The following is a 19204-nucleotide window of genomic DNA, read 5'->3' on the forward strand; positions in this document are numbered from 1 at the left end:
ATCAGCCCGTGAATCTCAGAGGATCTGGTCCCGGAACCGCGAATGCGCCGCGTGCGCTCTGCCGCTGACCAGGGCATCTCAACCAGCATGGCTCGGCAGGACCAGATCGTCCGAGACGGGGAGCAGATCGCCGGAGACGGGACAGTCGGCCTGCCGGCCGGCTCCGTTGCGAGAACGCCGGTGTCACGCTGTCACGCTCCGCCGCCCAACGGCCGCCTGGCTGGCATTCGCGCAGTTCAGAGTACGTATGGGGGGAGCGTGACACTGCAGCGTGACACTGGGCGTGACACCCGCGGTTGCCGGGGCAGGGGGGACACCACGCGAGCGCCGGCGTCGCGCCCGGTCGGCGGCACGGCTACCGGCCGGCTGGTGGCCAGCCGGCAGGGGCGTCTTCCGCAGGCCTCCCGCTCGCCGCCAAGCGGCCGTCCGCCCGGCTCTCCGGAGATGCGTGGTCGCCGGCGGCCCGGGCGACGGGTCGGGCTCATCTGGTCAGTGGGTGCGGGCCGTCTCCAGCTGGACTCGCGTGTATGTCGTCACCCCGGACTGGGGGGTGGTCCGCAGTAGCTCGAACAGGCCGCTCTCCGGCTCCTGAGCGCCTGCCTTCATCGCGGGGGCGGAGATGTCATCCAAGAGGACGCCCACGAGCTGAGCGAGGGTGTGGCAGCCGGTTCCGGAGTAGCCCCAGCTCACGCCCCAGCCCTCGCGGGCGGGGGCGAACCACAGCGTCTCGTCCTCGGTGCGCACCCAGCTCGTCTCGCCGCTCAGGATCAAGGCGGCGAGCGGGGAACTGGTGGGCAGGCGTTGCAGGCACAGGGTGAAGAGGTCCTCGCGGTCGGTACCGGGGGCTCGGCGCAGTGCCGGGATGCCGGTGACCGGGTCGAGCAGCAGGATGTCCGACTCGTCGTGGGCGTTGTCCAGGAGGTGCTTCTCCAGCACCGTCGGTGCCTGCCCACGGTCGGCCGGCACCAGGCGCTGCTCCCACTCCCGGGCGACCGGGCAGGCCGTCGGGTCGACGACGACGGCGCCGCCGGTGTGCCAGTCCTGTCCGCCGTCCCAGCGCTGGGCGAGGGCGGCGACGCGGTGGGCCAGCACGTCCCGGCGTTCGGTGATGGACAGCCAGCCGGCCCGGCGCACCATCTCCGAGGGCGTGGCCGGTTCCGGGTGGCGCAGCTCGGCCGGGACAGCGCCCAGGGCGAGGTGGGCGCCGTCCCCGCCGCCGGCCGCGTTCTCCAGCAGCTCGGCGACGTGGCGGGTGACCGCGTCGTGGTCGCGGGCGCGGATCTCCCGGGCGAGGTGCAGGCAGAGTTCGGCGGCCGGGGAGCCGTCCGGCTCACCGGCGGCGAGCTCGGCCAGCGCGCCGACGGGGTTGGTGACGTGGCAGGCCGGGACTACCGCCGGCGGGGTGCCGGGCCGCCAGGCGGCGATGGCGTCGCGGTCGCGCAGGGTGGCGAACCAGTACGGCGCGCGCTGCCCGAGCACCATGGCCAGGCGGGCCCATGTCGTCTCGTACTGGCCGGCTCCCTCCTCCAGGTCGCAGGCGATGAGCTTGGGCACGTACGGGTCGGAGACCTGGGTGGCCGCCATCGCCACCGCCACGCATGCGTACCGGGCTTCGGTGCGCTCCCGATGACGTCGGCGTAGGGCGCGGATCGCCGCGTGCACCTGGCCGTTGCCGTCGTGCAGCGCGTGCGCGAGGCCGAACCCGCCGTGGTCGGTCTCCCACCGCAGCACGGCGTAGTCGTCGACGATCTCCACCTCGTCGAATTCGGCTCGCCGACTGCCGGACCAGCGCTCCAGCCACACTCCGCCCTCACTGCTGCTGGCGGGCCTCTCCGGCGCGCGCCGGCTGAACAGGCTCATGAAGATTCCCCTCCTGAAACATCAAGTCGGCGCGTACGCCGATACCCGGGCTCGGCGTACGCGCCCGGGCAGTCCTTTCCAAAACGCTGTGCTGCCATGCCCCGCGGCCTCACCGGCGGTGGACAGCGTGTTCACTCGATCCTGGATGTGCTGCCCTGTGGACACGAACTGAGCGGCAGTGCGGGCCCCGGAACAGGCTGACCGGTACGCAGGCGCCGCAGGCCGGAACATCGCCCGTCGGCCGGCCCGTGGCAGGGGGCGCGGCGGGCGGCGTACTCGAGCAGGCAGTCCAGCGCGCGGACCGCCGGGTGCGTCTGCGGCAGTCCTGCGGCCGGCCCCTGCTCCTCGCCGGCGGGGCCGAGTGGGGGTGTGGCGGGTAGGTGAGGGGCTCGGCGAGGGTGTGCAGGTGGGCCAGGACGGGCGGCAGGTCCGCGCCGAGGTCGGGGCCGGTGCGCCACACGATGTTCAGCAGGCCGAACAGTGCCTGATCGGCGGAGTCGACCGTGGTGGAGGGCGGGCCGCCGGCCGCGGGCAGGGTGCGGCGCAGGTCGAGGGCGGCCAGGGTGGCAAGGGCGCGGGGGACCCGGCGGTCCAGGCGGCCGGGTCCGCGGCGACGAGGCGCTGCAACACGCGGGCGTAGCCGTCGCCGCCCGCGTCCGGGCCTGGGCGAGCGCGGCGGCGGCCGCGAGCGGGCTGTCTGCGGCGGTCAGCTTGAGCAGGTCCTGCGTCGCGCGGGCGACGTGATGGCGCGGTCGCGGGCGGGCGGCGCGCGGGTCGGGCGGCCTGGCCGGCTACCGGCGGCGCAGCGCGGTCAGCGGCGGGTCGAAGTCGGCGAGCAGCGGGGCAGGGTGGGACGGCGCCGAGCCGGACACCCATCAGGTGCTCGGCGATCCCCGCGGCCCGGGCCCGGTGGTAGCCGCCCAGCCGGTTCAGTTCCGCGCGCAGGATGTCGGCCGCCCGGCGCAGCCGGAGTTGTTCCTCGGCACCGGTGGCGGGGGTGTCCGCAGGCGGGCCGGCGGACTGCCGCGGCATGGCGTCGGACTGTGGGAGCCCGGCGGCCGGGACACGGCCAGCGCCCCTGGTCCGTCCCGCCGGCGCTGGGTGGCTCGGGAAGGCGGACTCGTCGTCCGGCACCTCGGCCAGGGCCTCGTCGACCGCCGGCGGGTCGGCGCACGGGCCGGAACCGGACAGCCCGGCCCACGGAAGGGCGACGGGCGCCCGGGAGCGGGTGGCGGACGAACCCAGTGCTCACACGGACCGCCGGCGCCGGCGCCGGACCGAGCACTCGGGGTGCGGGGTGTCACGCTGTCACGCCCAACGCCCAGAAGGCCGAGAAGCGCATGTTTCCACAGGTCAGAGCCTGTTTTCGGGGAGCGTGACACCGAGCGTGACGCTCTTGAGGGCTCAGGCCGGGCCCGGGATGCGTATCGCGCAGGTGGGAGGGCGGGCGGAGTGCCGTCTTGTCAGTCCAGGGCCGCGTCGAAGGTCTTGCGGTTGGTCAAAGTGTGGGCGTGTTCCTGCTCGGACCACCGGATACGTTCGGCGATCTCGTGGTCGTCAGCGACGCGTGGGGAGGGACGCGCGAGGTGGCTGTGCCACCATCTGGCGTTGCGGATCTGGCGGTCGAGGACGGCCTCGACGAGACGGGAGCGGGCGGCGGCGTCGAGCCCGTACGCGTCGGCGAGGACGCGTACCTGCGCGGCCTGGACGGTGACGGGCGCTGCGTCGGGCTTGGAGGAAATGCACCAGGTCCACGCCATGTAGCCGAGGTCTTCGAGGGGGTCGCCGGGGGCGGCGGTGTCGAAGTCGATGAAGGCGGCAGGGATGTCATCCGTGAAGACGGTGTTGTTCGGCCCCGGGTCGTGGTGGCAGACCACAGGGTGCCGGCCGGTGAGGCGGCTGCCGCGGGTGGCGTCGTGGAAGGAGCGGAGCAGGGAGCCGGCAGCGGCCACCTGGGGGTCTGTCCAGCGCTGGAAGCGGGCGGGTACCCAGCCGGGGAGGTAGCTGAGGATCTCGCGACCGGCCGTATCGAAGCCGAGGTGGCGCGGAGCGCCGGTGAAGCCATGCCGCTGAAGGTCGCCGAGCAGCTGGGCGACGAACGGTGACGCTGCGGTGGTCGGCCGGCGGACGGTGCTGCCGATCCTGACCACGCCGGGGGTGATGCGTCCGCCGGGCAGCGGCACTTCGTTCTCCATAGCTGCATCCTGCCGGGGCAGCGCCCGTGAGTGCAGCAGGAGGACGGCCGGTGTCCGGACGTGTCCACGTCGCGGGCGCCGGGCACGGGCGTCCGGCCGGCCGGTTGGACTGCCACGGTCAGGAGCATGACGTCGGCGTGCCGGAAGACGGCCTCGTTCTTCGTCGGCGCGCGAGCGGGTCCCGGTCTCCGGGGTGCGCGGCCGCGCGTCGGCAGCACGGTTTGCAGCGACGGGCCGGTGGCTCGGGCAGCAGGTGCAGCAGAGTCGGCGGTGCAGCACGCCTCGGCGCTGCTGCTGCACGTCGGGGGAAGCAGCAGCGCTTCACCTGCCGGTGTGCAGCAGCGGTGTGCAGCGGAGCGGGTGCAGCCGGGTATGCAGCCGCGCCCGTGCTGCACCTGCCCTGTGCCGCGCGCCGCCGGCGCTGTATCTCGGAGGCTGGCAACGCCCGCGCGATCGGCCCGGGCCAGGCGGGACTGGGTGGGCGGCCGTCTCGCCGGCTTCCGGCAGGCGTCGGCGAAGGTCTGCGCGGCCGGGCGGTGGGAGGCCGGGACCTGTGGCACCGGCCGTCGGCGGTCCGCCAGCGGTCTCGCTCGGTCAGCAGGGCCTGCTCAGCTCGGCGCCGTGGGCATGTGGCGGGCCTGGCTGTCACGCTGTCACGCTCTCCTCGGCGAAGCACCGTGGTGCAGGTATATGCGCTGGTCAGAGCGTGTTTTCAGGGAGTGTGACAGGCGGCCGTGACAGGTGGCGTGACGCCGGCCGTGACATGAGGTGGGCCCGGGCGGGCAGGAGCCGCCCGGGCCCGGCACGGGTGGCGGGGCCGCGGGCGGACGGCGGCACTTGGTCTGGCGGCAGGCCCGGATCGGCGGCCGCGCCGGGAGACGACGAACCGGCCCCGCAAGGGCCCCGGGTATGGCCCGGCGCGGGCCCGGCTCGGCGCATCCGCCCAGAAGTGCCGCGGGCGGGGACGACGAGCCGCGGGTGCAGCAAGACGGTCACCGGCCGGGGTACAGCAGCACACCGGGTGCTGCCCGCTCCGTGCAGCGGCCTGGGCCCGGGGGCTGTGCAGCGGCGGCCCGCGTGCAGCATGCAGCAGCGGCACCGCCCGCGAGGGGGCCGGGGCTCGCTGCAGCACGGGGGCGGCAGGGTCGTGCTGCCCGGCCATGGGCTGCATGCGCGGGCGGACGTCGCCGGGTCCGGCGAACGCTCCAGGAATCGCGCGGCGCAGCTGGGCAGCGGCACCCGCGGTCCGCCGGCCGATCCGGTCGTCAGCCGGGGTCGCAGGTCGTGGCGGATCGGCTGGACGCCGACCCGGGTGAGGAAGTCGCCGGTGAAGGCGGAGGGACGTCTTCCACGCCCAGGAGGCCAGGCCGTGGCCGAGGCAGCGGTCCGGGAAGAACGGGTGGCCTCCGGTCGCGAACGGGTGCGGCGTGATCGGCAGGTTGGCCAGGGCCCTGGCGATCCTGCCGTCTGTCTCTCCGGCTCCGGCCGGGCGCCACTCGGGCCGGTAGTGGACCAGGGCGTTGCGCAGGCGTCTGAGGACGTCGGCCGTCTGGAACGGTGCTCGGCCCCTGACGAAGAGGGGCCGGCGCAGCAGGTGGAGGACCAGTTGCGCGCGGTCCAGCAGCGACGGGCCGCCGTCGCCTCACGCCTGCTGCAGGCCGACCAGGGCGGAGCGTTCCTCGCCGGTGACTCCTCCTGCCGCCGCCCATCTCGAGCTGGTCTTCGGCCGCCGAGGCGAGCAGCTCGTTGACGGAGGCCTCAAGGAAGGCGAACGCCGTCAGCACGGCGGCCATCGCGCAGCAGCTCACCTGGTCCTGCTCGCTGGGCGGGTCCGGGTTGTGCTCCAGCTCCGCGCGCTGGCGGCACAGCAGCGCCGCCGCGAGCGCGTGGTCGCGTGAGTACCAGTGCCACGACTTCACCGCTGCGCCGTACCGGCATCGTGCGCCGTGCCGGTGCCCGCCGCCCCACGGGCAGGCCGCTCAGGGCGCCGACGCGGTGCCGGTGCCCGCGAGCCCGCAGGCCGGCCGGGGGGACACCACCGGCGGGTGGGCCGGGGACCGGCCGGTCGCGTGGTCTGCCGGGCAGCACACCCGGTCCGGTGCCCGATCACCCGGCCGGTGGTGCGGGCGCGGGGCCCGCCCCCTGGTCGCCGGCCTCGTCGGCGGGCCGCTGGGCGATGGCCGGCGCGATGTGCTGGGCGGCCGCCCCCCGCAGGACCTCGAAGGCCCGGTCCGCGCGTTCGCTGCGCGCGCTGCCGAACGCCTCGCGCGGAGCGGTCAGCAGGGCGCGCCAGTGCCGGCCGGTCATCCGCTTGTTGCCGGCCGCCCGCAGCGCGTACCGCACGCCGCGGTTGCCCTTCTCGCGCAGTACCGGCTGCTCCGGCGTCACCAGCCGGTGCGCGGCCTGGGCAAAGGTGTGGCGCAGCGGCAGCGGCAGCGGCACCTGCTTCCAGATCGGGTTGCCGGTTCCCGGGAGCAACAGCCCCTGGGCGGGCCGGTCTCGGCTCGTGCCGGCCCGGTGCCCTCGGCCGTGCCCGGCCGGCGCGGACGGTGTTCACCGGGCAGGGGCCCGGCCGGCGGCGCGTCCTGGTGGTCCGGCGGCTGCCCGGCCTGCTCCGGCTGGGGGTGGGGCGGGGAACCGGTGCAGCCGCCGGCGCGCAGCCGGTGCAGCGCACCCAGCCTGCCTGTCCGACGGCGTCCTGGACAACCGAGCGGTCCGGTCCGTAGCCGGCCCGCACCAGCCGTTGCGGCAGGGTCTCGCCCTGGACCGCGCGCAGGGCCGCGGCGGCGGTGATGTCGTGTCCCAGGAGGAACCAGCGGCCGATCTCCGCCTCGCCGCCGCATCCGCAGAAGCAGTAGCCCGTCGGCACCAGCCGCGGTCCCTCGACTCCGTCACGCCTGGGGACCCTACGGCCCCGGAGCGCCGCAGGTCGGCGCTTCCACGATGCCGACCCAACTGTCCGAAGATGACCGGTCGGTGAGCACGGATCATCAGCGTGTCTGCGTGGCTGGCTGAGTAGGCGCGCCGCGTGAGCGTGCTGTTGCAACGCGATCGGGCTGCTTGACCAGCGCGTTCGCCGGTGCGGCGTGGTGCAGGTGCGAGCGGCGGTGCGTGTCACCAGCGCCCGGCCGACTGCCGACCGGGCGGTGCCGCGATCGGACTCCGTCCGGGGCGGGGACGCGGTGCCGGCGCTCCTTCCATGCCGTCCAGCCGGGACGCAGGGGTCGCCGGCGGTCAGCCGGCCGGGGACCGGGCGGCGTCCACCTCGCCGGCGTTGATCAGCGCTTCGCGCAGCTGTGCGACGGCGGCCGGGCAGGAGTGGTCGGTGAGGGCCGCCGCGGTCTGGAGCAGGGCGCGGGCGTGGGGCAGGACGGCGGGCGGTCCCCAGACGTCCGCGGGCCGGGCGACAAGGTGGGCGGTCAGCAGGAGGGCGTCCCGGCTGTCGGGGTGGGCGGCCGCGCGTTCGGCGGTGGTGCCGGGCGTGTGGGGCGGGGTGTGTTCTGCGCTGGCACGGGCTAGGGGCAGCCAGACGGCGTCGTCGAGGTCGAGGTGGGCGAACCAGCCGGCGCCGGCAAGCGCGCCGAGCGGCAGGCCGGCGGTGAGCGCGGCCCGCCACACGGTGGTCACCGCGGCGAGTTCCGGTTCGGACGCGGGCCGGGCGGCGGTGCGTGTGAAGTTGAGGCGGCCGGCCGCGATGGCGCCCCATTCCGGGTGGAGGCGGCAGGCCATGATCTGCAAGAGCCAGGAGACGGCGGCCGGGCCGCCGGGGCCGGCCGCGATCTGGCCCAGGACTGCGGCCGGGTCGCCGAGGGCGCGCGGGTCGGCGGTCAGGGCGTGGGCCAGGTGCTCGACCGGGCCGCCGGCTGCGTGGCGGGGCGCCGCGAGCAGGGCCGGTCGATCCAGCGCGGCCAGCAGCGGCAGGTCGACGGGCCCGGTGTGCAACCAGGCGGCGGCCGGTGTGGGGCTGCCGTCCAGGGCTGTGAGCGCGGCTCGGTGGGCGGCGGTGAAGCCGGGGACGTGATGGTGCAGGGCCGGCAGTCGGGGGCCGATGACCGCGGACACGGCTGGCCGGGCCGGGCCGGCAGTGAGGACCTTGGCGAGGAGGTCCAGGACGTCGGCGGGCATCGCGCCACCGGTGCGGGTCCGGGCCGCGGCGTAGTCGAGCAGGCACTCCAGGGCCCGCACTGCAGGGTCCGTGCGCTGCGGCCCGCCGGCTGTCTCCTCGTCCGCCGTGTGGGCGCAGGTGCCGGCGGGGCGGGTGAGGACGCCGGCCAGGGTGTGCAGATGAGCCTGGACATCGTGCAGCAGGTCCTCGCCGAGCCCGGCCGCGCCGGCAGGCCGGCGCCAGGCTTCGGCGAGCAGCCCGAACAGCGCCTGGCCGGCGAAGCTGCGCGCCGTGTCGGCCCGTTCACCGGCCGGCGTCCCCGGTGCGGGCGGTTCGGCGTCGGGGTGGTGCAGCCGGAGCGCGTCGGCGACGGCGTGGGCCAGGCTCTCGTCCGGCAGGGCGCCGGGCAGGTGCGCGGCCGCCGTGGCCGCGGTGAGGTAGAAGGCGCGCAGGACCGGAAGGCCCAGGGCCTGAAGGACCGCGGGCACGTCCGCGGTCCAGGCGGCCGGGGCGGTGGCGACGAGGCGGTTCAGGATGCCCGCGTGGACGTCGGCGCCGGCGTCTTCGGCGGCGGCCAGGGCGCGGGCCGCCGCCAGCGGGCCCTGCGCGGCCGTGAGGTCCGCCAGGTCCTTGCCGTCGACGTCCGTGGGTTTCTTGGCCGGCTGCAGCACGACGGCGGTGCGGGGGTCGGCCGGACCTTCGGGGGCAAGGCGGCGCAGCGCGGCGAGCAGCGGGGTGAAGCCGGCCAGCAGCCGCGCGGGCAGGACGGGCGACCAGTCCCACACGCGCAGCCAGGACGCGAGCGGCTCGAAGCGGCCGTCCGCACTCAGGGCCGCCTCGGGCAGGACGTCGTCGAGGACGCGGGGGGAGGGCGGCGTGCCGAGCGCCGCCCGGGCCGCCGCCTCCAGGCCGGGGGCGGCTTCGCGCGGGCAGGTGCGCCACGCCTTCTCGACAAGGCGGGCCGTCTCCGGGTCGGGGCGGCCGGCCAGCAGGAGCGGAACGAGCGCGTGCGCATGCGCCTGCCACTGGCCCGCCTCCGGCGCGGCGTCGTGCAGGCCGGGGGTGCGGGCGGTGAGGTGCGCGGCCAGGACCCGGCGGTGCAGCCACCCGTCGGCGGTGGCGATCTTCTTCCACTGCGCGGTGCGCTCGGCCAGGGCGACGCCGGCGTCGGCGTCGGCCGCGGCGAGGTCGAGGACGGCGCGCGCCAGGCGGGGCCCGCCGAAGGCGGCCGGGGCGGTGAGGCGGAGGCGGTCCAGGTCCTCGCGGAAGACGATGCGGCGGGCGGCCGGGTCGGTGAGTTCCACGTCCCGGGCCAGCAGGGACACGGTCACCGCGCGGATCATGCGCACCCGCGGATGCGCCCCGGCGCCGGGGCCGGCCGGATGGGCTGTCGCCACCAGCTCCCGAAGGAGGAGTGCGACCAGGTGCTCCGGCATCCGAGCGGCTTCCGCGCGCTCTGCCTGCGCGTAGTTGTCCGGGTCGTCGAGGAGGACCCGCAGTAGGGGCGTCGCGGTGGTGTCGAGCTGGTCCACTGTGGTGCCGGCGTACTCGGCCAGGGCGACGGAGCGGTAGCGGGCGTCGGCGTGCTCGGCGTCGAGCGTGGCTTTCAACAGGAGTTCGGCCGCGAGGATCCAGTCGCGGTCCCTTTCCGGTCGGGGTACCGCCACCGCCCACTCGGCCGCCAGGCGCAGCGTCCATCCCTGCTGCGGGTCGACCGGCTCCCCCGCCGGGCGGGCGGCGGCCTGCCCGGCGAGCACCGTGCGCACCAGCGCCGGCGGGACCATTCCCGGGTCGCGGCCGGCCAGGCGCAGCACTGCGTCCAGCGCCGGCCGGCCCGCGGCCGCGACCGCCTCGGCGTGCTCGGCGAGCCAGGCGCCGGCTGTGGGCGGGTCGGTTGCGGCGAGGTGCTCGAGGAACGCGGCGGCCGGCCACACGCCGCCGGCCGGGCCGTCGGGCAGCAGCAGGCGCGGCGCGTGGTCCTGCAGAAGCGCAAGCCAGGCGGGGGCGGGCCGGGAGCGGAAGAAGAAGGCGGTGGCGCGCGGGTCAGCCCACCGGGCCAGCTCCAGTGCGTGTTCCGGGCCCGGCCGGGTGAGGGCGGTGAGTTCGAGGACCCGTGCGGCGCGGCCGGGCAGTGGCACCAACAACTCCCGGGCCGCGGTGAGGACCTCGGCGTACAGGCGGGCCGCGCGGCCGGCTTCGGCCGCGGCGCCGTGCAGGGTGCCCGATGTCGCGCTGTACACCTCGCCCCACACGCCCAGCGCCTCTTCCTGGGCGGCGCCGAGCTTGACGCCCATCAGGTGCTCGGCGATCCCCGCGGCCCGACCGCGGTGGTAGCCGCCCGGCCGGGCTAGCTGCCCGCGCAGCACCGCGGCCGCCGCGCGCACCCGCTCCCATGCCTCCTCGACCGCGGCGCCGGCGGGCGTGGGGGCCGGCGGGCCGGCCGGTGCGCGGGGCGCGGCTGCCGGTGCGGCACCGGCGGCAGCCGGCGTCCTCACGTCCACCGCGGCGGCGTCCCGGCTTGCCAGAGCACCGCTGGCGGCAGCTCCAGGGGCGGGTACGGCGTCCACAGCGTCGAGCAGGCCGGCGGCCGCGGACTTCACGCCCACCGGTGCGGCCGGGGCACCCGGCAGGCTCAGCAGGGCGTCCGCAGCGCCCCGCAGGCACGACTCCGCGACCTCGTGCGGCCGCTCCAGCCCGGTGCCGATCAGAATCCGGCGCGCGTCCCGCAGCAGGCCCAGCGCCCGCACCCCCGGCTCGCCCTGCGCGGTCAGCGCCGCAGCCAAGGCCTCCTCGACATCGGGCAGTTCGTCCCCGCCGGCCGGCCGCCGCATCGTCTCGTCGCTCACCGGTGCACCGTAGAGCGCGCAGACCCGCGCCCGGGCCGGAACCGGACAGCCCGCTGCCAGGGCCGAGCCGGTGCAGCGGTGACGGCCTGCGCACTGCAGCGTGACAACAAGCAACGCCACCTGCGGTACCCGCTCCGGGCCGCAGACAGCCGCCAACCTCGACGCGCGGCCCAGGATGTTGCGAGCCCCGCAACACCGGCCCGGGAACCACGCGATCCGGAGTCCGCCCGGCGCCGTCGGTAGCCGCGAGGCATGCGGAGCACGGCGTTTCACCGGGTAGTTGGACGGCGGTGGACAACTTCCCCTACCAGCAGCGATCCGGCGGACAACAGCCACGGCCCGGCACCGCGGCAGGGCAGGCGGGCGGTGCGGCTGAAGGCTCCGTACTCGGCGGGCTGGGACGGCCAGGTGCGGGGCGCGGACGACGTCGACGAGCCGGGCCTGCACCAGGTGCTGCCGAGTCGCGCAACACCCGCATGCGGTCCGAGGCAGCCGACGACACGAAGACCCCCGCGCCCACCGACGAGCGGTCGCGGCGGTCGCGGCGGTCGCGGCGGTCGCGGCGGTCGCGGCGGTCGCGGGGCAACGGCGCGCACCGGGGGTCGGGCACTGCAGTCGTTCGGGCGCGGCGGCGACGTCCAGCGGCAGGACCGGGCGGGCGCGGCCCCGCGGGGAGGCAGAGTACGCACTGGCCGACAGGCCGCGCACTGTCACGTCACGCCCCAAGAGCGCGCAGGTCAGCAGGGGACACCACATGGCCGGTGCCTGCAGCTCTCCGGGCCCGTCCTCGGGGCATCGCCCGGCTGGGGCAGGTGGCCCCAGCCGTGGGCACCTGGCCCGGCATGGGCGGACACGGCAGTACAACGGCGGGCGGCAACAGCACACCGCCGAGGCGAGAATGGCCGGGCGACGGTCGCCGTACGGCCCGTCGGCGCGAAGTCCGGGGCGCGGCGAACCGGGGCCGCCCAGATCCTCCCGTGTCCAGCGCGACGGCGTGCCTGCATCGTCCGGGCGCCGGGGCCGCTGCTTCGAGCACGAGGGAGATCGTCGCGGGCCTGGACGTTGTACCGCCGAGGACGGTCTGGCCGCGCGGGCCTGCCAATCTGGACGCCATGACTGCCGTGCCTGTTCGGGAAGCTGCTCGGGTCATTGCTCTCGACGACGACCACCGTGTGCTGCTGTTGCGGTATGACGAGAATGGGGGATTCTGGGCCACCCCGGGCGGCGCCCTGTCGGGAGGCGAGACTTACGCGGCTGCCGCAGTGCGGGAACTCCGCGAAGAGCTCGGCGTCGCCGAGGACGCCGTCGTTCTGGGGGCGCAGCTCGCTCAGCGCAGCCGGGAGCATGCGGTAGGCGGCCGTACGGTCCGCCAGGTCGAGCGCTACTTCCCTGCTCGTCTGACGGCCGGCGACATCACCCCCGGCCGCGCTACTCAGTCAGACAACATCCGGGATCACCGCTGGTGGTCGCTGGACGAGCTGCGTGCCACCCGTGAAACGGTCTACCCCTGTGGCCTCGCCGGCCTGGTCGAGAAGTTCCTCGAGCACGGGGTGCCGGCACGTCCGGTCGTCCTGCGGTAACCGCGAGGACACCAATGCGGACGTCTCATCGGGACCGACCAGCGACGCACCGGCGAAGGCGGCCGGGCGAGCTGCAGCAAACGGGTGTCGGCTGCATCTCTGTCCGGGCCCGGCGCAGACGCGGCCGTCCGGGACGTGGCAACCGGGAGCCGGCTGGGGAGCAGCCGCCGGAGGCGCAGGACGGAAGGCGAGGCTTAGCCCGCGCCGGTGTGCCGCGGCGGAGCTACACAACGGCGCGCGCCGACGCGGGCAGGGGCGGAGCCGGGCACTCGCCCTCGACGAAGCCCCCGGCCCAAAGCGGACAGACAGCGAGCCGGGCCGAGCGGCGAAGGCACGATTGGACGGTCGGTGCCCCGGAGGCGAGGCACAGGCCGGCGAAGACGGCCGAGTCAGCGGCACGGCGTACCCGCGGAAGGCCGGTGCCTGGTGCGGACGACCAAGAACACGGCAAGGCGCGGCGGCAGGCGGACGGCAGCGGCACGGGGAACCAGACGACGGACTGGCGCAGGGCTGGCGGACGGACGCCACCGCGGCGGGCGGCGAGCCATGGCGGGCCGGGTCCGGTTCGGCAGCGGCTCCTCCCCTGGGCCCTCCGAACGAGCCCAAGCGGATCTCGGCCTCGGAACAGCAGCGGACGCGGGCAGCCGGCGGGACGGCGGCGGCACGGCACCGGCGGGCCGGGCGCGATGGCCGGGAACACGGCACATTAGGGGCCGCTGGCCGCGCGGTGCGGTGGTGTCGTACTCGGGGCCGACGAGCTGAGCGGGGCCAGGCCGGTACGCGACCGGTCGGGACGACGGAGGCGGCAGGCGACCGACAGAGCAGCAGATCCTCCGGAGCTCCCGGAACGAGCGCCGGGCGGACCACGGCCGCGAGACTGGCTGGCCCGGGCTACCACACGGTGGGTGGCGGCGAAGGCGGTGACGCGGCGGTGCAGGAGGGGCAGGTGCACGCCGATCACGGCGGCGACCGCCTCGTCGCCGCCGCGGGCGTCCGGGACGCGGCGAGCAGGTCCAGGACGGTGCGGGGCATCCCGCCGTCCCGGACGGCCCGGCGGGCGGCGTAGTCCAGGAGGCAGTCCAGCGCGCGCACCGCAGGGTGGGTCTCCGGCAGGTCCGCGGGCAGTTCATCGTCTTCCTCTGCCGCCCGGCCGGGGTGCTGGTGGCGGGCGTTGGCGCCTCGGCCGGCGGCGGGACGGTGGGCGGGTGAGGGGCTCGGCGAGGGTGTGCAGGCGCTCCAGGACCGCCGGGAGGTCACCGTCGCGGTCGTCGCCGGTGCGCCACGCGAAGGTCAGCAGGGCGGACCACGCCCGGCCGGCGAACTCCGCCGCGTCGGGGACGTGCGGGTCGGCGGGAGCGGGCAGCGCGCAGCTGAGGTCGAAGGCGGCGAGCACGGCCTGGGCCGGGCCAGCGGGGAAGGTCTCGGGACGGCGTGCGCCGACCGCGGCGGCGGCGAGGTAGAACGCGCCGAGCTCCGGCCCCTTGAGGGCGTTCAGGACCGCGGGCACGTCGGTGGTCCAGGCGGCCGGGTCGGCGGCGAGGAGGTGGTGCAGGACCATCGCGTAGCCGCCGTCGCCGGCGTCCTCGGCCTCGGCCAGCGCGGCGGCCGCCGCCGCCCCGCGGGCTTGGGTCAGCTCGGCCAGGTCCTCGGCGGTCAAGGCGGTGCTCGCCGTGACCGGCACCGGCGCGGGGACGGTGCGCGGGTCCGCAGGCCCGGCGGGCTTCAGGCGGCGCAGCCGCTCCAGTACCGGCTCCCAGCCGGCCAGCACGCCCGCGGGCAGCAGCGGCGACCAGTCCCACACCCGCAGCCACGAGGCGAGCGGCTCCCGGGTGCCGTCCGCCCGGTCGGCGCCGGCGGGAAGGACCTTCTCCAGCTCGGCGGCCGCAGGAGGCGCGCCGAGCGCGGTGCGCACCCGTGTCTCCAACTCCCCGGCGCGCTCGGGCGGGCAGGCGCCGAAGGCCAGGGTGACCAGGTGGGCCGGCTCCGGTGCGGCCTCGGCGGCCACCATGCGCGGTGTGAGCGCGAGCGCCTGCTCCCACCATTCGTTCGCGTCCCCGGCGCCGTCTCCAGCGCCGGCGGGCACCGGGGACGGGCCGGCCGCGGCCGCGGGTGTGGGCGGCCGGGCGGCGAGGTGGGCGGCCATCAGGCGGTCGTGCAGCCGGGCGTCGACGTCGGCCAGCCGGCGCACGGCGCGCGTGCGCACCCCCAGGGCGACGCCGGTGTCCGCGTCGGCCGCGGCCAGGTCGAGCAGGGTGCGCGCCAGCCGAGGTCCTCCGTACGCGGCCGGATCACCGGCGTGCACCAGGGCGAGGTCGCCGCCGAAGACCAGCGGCCGGACATCCTCGGGCAGCAGGGCGACGTCGCGGGCGAGCAGGCCGGCCAGGACCGCCCGGATCATCGCGACGTCTCGGTGCGCGGGGCCGGCACGGCCGGCCGGGTAGGCCGTCACCGCGAGTTCACGCAGCAGGACCGCCACCTCGGAGCCGGGCAGCCGGGTCGCGGCCTCCTCGGTGATCTGCTCCCGCAGCTTCTCCTCGCAGGCGAGCGCGGCCGCCATCGCCGCCTCGGCGGCGGCCACGCGCTCTGCGACGGCCCGCAGCGACAGGCGGCCTGTGTGCTCGTCCTCGACCGCGCCGGCCAGCAGCCCCTCCACCGCGATGATCCAATCCCGTGTCCGTCCCGCCCGCGGGACCGTACGGGCCCAGCGGGCAGCCAGGCGCAGCGTCGCCCCTACCGCCGGTCCGGTGCCGGCGCGCAACCGTGCGGTGTCGGCCAGGACGGCGCGCAGCGCGAGGCCCAGCAGCGCGTGAAGGGCCGGGCGGCCGGCCGCGGCCACCTGCTGCGCCCGGCTGACCGCCGGGTCCTGGTCGGCCGGCGCGGCCAGCCATGCCCGGGCGGCGTCCGGGTCGGTTCCGGCGACGTGCTCGAGGAACGGGGCGGCCGGCCACCGCCCGCCGGCCTCGGCATCCGGCATCAGCAGGTGTGGGGCGTGCTCGGCCAGGACGCCCAGCCACACCGGCGCCGGGCCGGAGCGGAAGAAGTAGTCGGTGGCGCGCGGGTCCGCCCAGCGGGCGAGCTCGGCGGCCTCGTCCGCGCCCGGCTGCGTCAGGGCGGTGAGCTGAAGGACGCGGGCGGCGCGCTCGGGCAGCGGCACCAGCAGCTCCCGGGCCGCGTGCAGGAGTTCGGTGTAGAGCAGGACGGCGTCGTCGGGGCCGGCCGGTCGGCCGTGCAGGATTCCCGAGGCCAGCCCGTAGACGACTCCCCACACGTCCAGTGCCCTCTCCTGGGCCGCGCCCAGCGTCACGCCCGTCAGCCGCTCGATGACGCCGCGGGCCCGGCCCCGGTGGTAGCCGCCGGGGCGTTCCAGCTCGCCGCGCAGCACCTTGGCCGCTCCCGCCACCCGGCCCCACGCCGGGCCCACCGCCGCCGAGCCCGGCGGAGCACCCAAGTCGCCGACGACGTCGGTGGCCGGAGGGCGTCCACCGCGTCCAGCAGGTCCTGCGCCGCAGTCTGCAGGCCCACGCTCTGCGGGGCGCCGGGCAGTTTCAGCAGCGTGTCCGCCGCGGACCGCACGCACGCCGCGGCGACCTCCGCCGGGCGCACCAGCCCCGCCCCGGTCAGGGCCCGGCGTGCGTCCTGCAGCAGTCCCAACGCCCGTACGCCCGGCTCGCCCTGGGCCCGGAGGGCCGCAGCCAGCATGTCGTCGGCCTCCGGCAGCTCCGGCGGGGCTGGTCGACCGCCCATCGGCGGCATCTCGGTGTCCACTGGTGCACCGTAGAGCGAACGAGCCGGTGCCCGCGGGCGAACCGGGTGGCTCCTCCCCGTCGGGCACGCGGCGAGCACTTCCGAGGCCGGCCGCTACCATGACCGGGTGAACCCCCCTGACGGCCGGGACTGGCCGGATCCGGCGCGCGACGCCGCCGAGCTGACCCACGAGGCCGCCGTCGCCCGCGTCCAGGACGCCAACCTCGCCCGGCTGCGGCAGGAGGACGAGGACGCCGACCGGATCTTCCCGCCCGGGCCGGCCTTCACCGACGCCCTCGTCGACGACGACGCCATGCGCCGGATCGGCATCGCGACGGAGGCATACGGGGCGACCAAGCACGCCGAGGGCCGCATGGACCTGTTCCACCGGCTGTTCGACGGCACCGGCGACGACGACCTCCCCTGGACTCCCTGGGCCACGTAGCCACCCGCCCGGCCGCAGCGAGCGCGGGGCGGTCACGACGTCGACCGGCCGGCAGGACGCCCCGCCGGGCCCCGGGGCCCGGCGACGAGGCGACGCACAGAGCGTCTCCCAAACGGTGGTGTCCGGGAGTCCCGCCGGGCACCGCTCCACTCCTGCACTGAATTACGGGTGCACTGAATTGCGGGTGTACTGAATTCAGTACACCCGCTAGGATGGTCCCATGGAAATCAGGAGTGAACTGCGCACCGAGCTCGACAACTTCACCGCCAGCAGGAACGCGCTCATCGACATCCTCACCAGGGAGTTCCGAAGCGGCACGTCCGCAAGGGCACTCGCCAACTCCGTCTCACCGGCCTTCAGCCGGGACCAGGTCGTCCAGTACCTGGGCGCGGTCGCCCTGCACGATTCCGCCCGCAGCGCCCTGAAGAGGGCGGGTCTCAACGCGGCCGCAGACACGCGCGTCACCGGAATTGACGCCCCCCGCGAGGCAACCCTGAACATCGTCGTGGACCCCGCCGAGACCCCCGACTACGCCGACCTGCCGGGACGGATCCGCGCCGCGCTCCGCGACTCCCACCTCACCCTGGCGCTCACCCGCGACTTCCCCACGGACGAGGACACCCAGATCACCGACGACTTCATCGACGAGGTGTTGCTCGACGGCGAACCCGTACGCATCGTCAAGGCCACGCCCGCCACCTGACCGGCGAACACCTCCTCGTGGGCCGGCAGCCGCGTCCCGGCGACGTGCGCGGGCGCGGCCGGCCAGGGCCAGGAGAACGCGGGCGCCGACCGGCTCGTTCCGCCCGGGCCGGCCTTCACCTCCTCGTCGACGACCTCCCCTGACCCCCCGGACCTCGTAGCCGCCCGGGTCGGCCGCACCGCCCGCGCGCAGGCTCAGGAGCGGTGCCCGAGGGTGGGCAGCCCGGCCGAGGCGGCCCGTACACTCCGCCCGCGGCGGGCGGCACGCCCGTCCTTGAGGATCTGGCGGGCCCGGGCGCGCCACAGCCGGGCCTCCTGTGCCCGGCCGGCCGCGCGGTGCACGGCGGCGACGTCCAGCGCGGCAGCGCGGGCCCGGACGGCCAGGACCTCGGCGGCGGACCCCACAGGCCCTTCCACCCGTACAGCCCCGTCGGCGCCCCGCAGGCACAGCACGAGGCGCCGCTCGGGCCCGGCCTCGCCGAGGTCGCGCACGTACACCCGGGCCCGGCTGCGGCCGGTGGGGATCTCGGCGAGGCGCTCCAACTCCGGCCACGTGCTCGGCAGCAGGACCTCCTGGAGCACCGCGCGCGGCGCCGGAGCTCGGCCGGTGTGCAGTCGACGGCGGTGTACGTCCGGTTCAGGCCGAGAGCCTGGTAGGCAGCTCGCAGGGAATGACGTGCAGACACAACATTTCTTCAGAACGCTGTGCAGGCCACATATCTGTGGGAGAGTTGCACCCATGGCAGAGGACTACTACACCGTCGTCGAGCGCGCCATGGCTCTCGCCCGGCAGGACTTCCCCCAGGTGTCCCCTCAATTGCAAGCGGCGTTCGCCAACTCCGTGGCATACGCGGTCACGGGAAAGTCGGGTGGCTACGGAGGCCCGTCCGTCCGGGAGCATGTCGCATGCCAGTCCATGGGGCACGGCATGACCTTCGAGGAGGCCGTCGCGGAACTCTCACGGCCAAGCGGGCTGATCTTTGGACCTCTGACCGACAAGCATCGCAGGATCTGGCATGACCTGCCGCACTTCGATGACGACCTGGCGGACGTCAAGGCCTTGAGTGAGCCCTCGTCCTGACCTCGTGCTTCGCTCTCGTTCTCCTCAGCGGGGGCGAACCCATGTCCGCGCCGTTCTCGCCCCGGGCACTACGGACTCGGGTGGCCTGATGCACTACGCCACCAACCTGGCAGCGTTCTCCGCCTGGCTGACACAGCAAATGCTTGACCACAGCTACACACCGGTCGTCATCCGCCGCGCCCAAACAGCGCTCGTCACCCACTGCGGCGTTCGCCGGTCCGCAATCCGCGCCGCTCTGCCTGGCCGACAGGCACTGCACACAACGGGGGCGGCCCGTTCCGGTGGGCCCGCGCCGTACGCGGGGCGCTGGCGGGTTTGCTGCGCTGCGACGTCGAGGTGACCGCGCCCGCCGCCCGGCACCTGGTCCTCGACGCCGGTCTGGACGAGGTCCGCCTCTGCCGACGCCGCGGCCGGTCTCCCGCTCACGGAGCGGCTGCGGGCCCGGGCACCGAGACTTCCTTCAACGCGGCGGGGGCGGAGGAGTGGTGAGACCGGGCGGTCGAAGGCACGGTGCGGTTGCTAGCCAGCCGCCGTGTTCCTCGAGCACCTCGCCGTAACTGACCTGCGGACGGCCAGCGCCTAGCCGCGACGCCGGCACGGTCCCGCCGGCGCTGGTGCGCACGGTGCTCGTCGGGCAGGCCGCCAC

13 protein-coding genes are annotated in these 19204 nt (G+C 75.9%); 5 read left to right on the plus strand and 8 right to left on the minus strand.

Annotated elements, in window-relative coordinates:
* Positions 1–489: 489 nt before the first annotated feature.
* Positions 490–1860 (minus strand): hypothetical protein, encoded by a 1371-nt coding sequence (locus ACFYOJ_RS31195; protein ID WP_356558708.1) that lies wholly within the window; start codon positions 1858–1860, stop codon positions 490–492.
* Between the two features lie 1463 nt (positions 1861–3323).
* Positions 3324–4055, minus strand: coding sequence for an aminoglycoside phosphotransferase family protein (locus ACFYOJ_RS31200; protein WP_356558709.1), 732 nt, complete (start codon positions 4053–4055; stop codon positions 3324–3326).
* A 1685-nt stretch (positions 4056–5740) separates the two neighbouring features.
* Here ACFYOJ_RS31200 and ACFYOJ_RS31205 point away from each other — a divergent pair.
* Complete coding sequence (locus ACFYOJ_RS31205) at positions 5741–5953, plus strand: hypothetical protein (protein ID WP_356558710.1); 213 nt, start codon at positions 5741–5743, stop codon at positions 5951–5953.
* A gap of 208 nt (positions 5954–6161) precedes the next feature.
* On the opposite strand, the gene ACFYOJ_RS31210 is transcribed toward ACFYOJ_RS31205, so the two are convergent.
* Together ACFYOJ_RS31210 and ACFYOJ_RS31215 are read right to left on the minus strand one after the other, a co-directional pair.
* Positions 6162–6533, minus strand: coding sequence for a hypothetical protein (locus tag ACFYOJ_RS31210; RefSeq protein ID WP_356558711.1), 372 nt, complete (start codon positions 6531–6533; stop codon positions 6162–6164).
* 756 nt (positions 6534–7289) lie between these two features.
* Positions 7290–11006: a hypothetical protein gene (locus ACFYOJ_RS31215; protein ID WP_356558712.1), complete on the minus strand. Its 3717-nt coding sequence runs from the start codon at positions 11004–11006 to the stop codon at positions 7290–7292.
* A gap of 1112 nt (positions 11007–12118) precedes the next feature.
* Here ACFYOJ_RS31215 and ACFYOJ_RS31220 point away from each other — a divergent pair.
* Entirely contained in the window at positions 12119–12586 is a 468-nt protein-coding gene (locus tag ACFYOJ_RS31220) for an NUDIX domain-containing protein (protein ID WP_356558713.1), read from the plus strand.
* A 957-nt stretch (positions 12587–13543) separates the two neighbouring features.
* Here the strand turns inward: ACFYOJ_RS31220 and ACFYOJ_RS31225 are convergent.
* Genes ACFYOJ_RS31225 through ACFYOJ_RS31235 form a run of 3 tightly spaced genes read right to left on the minus strand, consistent with a single transcriptional unit; the run spans position 13544 to position 16351 of the window.
* On the minus strand, positions 13544–13678 hold the full coding sequence (locus tag ACFYOJ_RS31225; protein ID WP_356558714.1) for a hypothetical protein: 135 nt from the start codon (positions 13676–13678) through the stop codon (positions 13544–13546).
* A gap of 34 nt (positions 13679–13712) precedes the next feature.
* Positions 13713–15986 carry a hypothetical protein gene (locus tag ACFYOJ_RS31230; protein WP_388598325.1) on the minus strand — a complete coding sequence of 758 codons (2274 nt, stop codon included), beginning with the start codon at positions 15984–15986 and terminating at the stop codon, positions 13713–13715.
* Complete coding sequence (locus ACFYOJ_RS31235) at positions 15896–16351, minus strand: hypothetical protein (protein WP_388598327.1); 456 nt, start codon at positions 16349–16351, stop codon at positions 15896–15898. Before ACFYOJ_RS31235 ends, ACFYOJ_RS31230 begins: the two co-directional genes overlap by 91 nt.
* A 106-nt stretch (positions 16352–16457) precedes the next feature.
* Here ACFYOJ_RS31235 and ACFYOJ_RS31240 point away from each other — a divergent pair, with 106 nt between their 5' ends.
* Entirely contained in the window at positions 16458–16775 is a 318-nt protein-coding gene (locus ACFYOJ_RS31240; protein WP_356558716.1) for a hypothetical protein, read from the plus strand.
* Positions 16776–16995: 220 nt separating this feature from the next.
* The gene (locus tag ACFYOJ_RS31245) at positions 16996–17478 is read left to right on the plus strand and encodes a hypothetical protein (protein WP_356558717.1); all 483 of its coding nucleotides are present in this window, start codon (positions 16996–16998) and stop codon (positions 17476–17478) included.
* A gap of 194 nt (positions 17479–17672) precedes the next feature.
* On the opposite strand, the gene ACFYOJ_RS31250 is transcribed toward ACFYOJ_RS31245, so the two are convergent.
* Positions 17673–18059 (minus strand): hypothetical protein, encoded by a 387-nt coding sequence (locus tag ACFYOJ_RS31250; protein WP_388598330.1) that lies wholly within the window; start codon positions 18057–18059, stop codon positions 17673–17675.
* A 157-nt stretch (positions 18060–18216) separates the two neighbouring features.
* On the opposite strand from ACFYOJ_RS31250, the gene ACFYOJ_RS31255 reads away from it, so the two are divergent.
* Positions 18217–18558, plus strand: coding sequence for a hypothetical protein (locus ACFYOJ_RS31255; RefSeq protein ID WP_356559460.1), 342 nt, complete (start codon positions 18217–18219; stop codon positions 18556–18558).
* Positions 18559–19204: the final 646 nt, after the last annotated feature.

The organism is Streptomyces sp. NPDC006384 (assembly GCF_042870695.1).
GTDB lineage: Bacteria > Actinomycetota > Actinomycetes > Streptomycetales > Streptomycetaceae > Streptomyces.

Coding starts and splice junctions, on each gene's coding strand:
- ACFYOJ_RS31255 (WP_356559460.1), top strand. CDS start 18,217: ATGGCAGAGGACTACTACACCGTCGTCGAGCGCGCCATGGCTCTCGCC.
- ACFYOJ_RS31220 (WP_356558713.1), top strand. CDS start 12,119: ATGACTGCCGTGCCTGTTCGGGAAGCTGCTCGGGTCATTGCTCTCGAC.
- ACFYOJ_RS31195 (WP_356558708.1), bottom strand. CDS start 1,860: ATGAGCCTGTTCAGCCGGCGCGCGCCGGAGAGGCCCGCCAGCAGCAGT.
- ACFYOJ_RS31245 (WP_356558717.1), top strand. CDS start 16,996: ATGGAAATCAGGAGTGAACTGCGCACCGAGCTCGACAACTTCACCGCC.
- ACFYOJ_RS31200 (WP_356558709.1), bottom strand. CDS start 4,055: ATGGAGAACGAAGTGCCGCTGCCCGGCGGACGCATCACCCCCGGCGTG.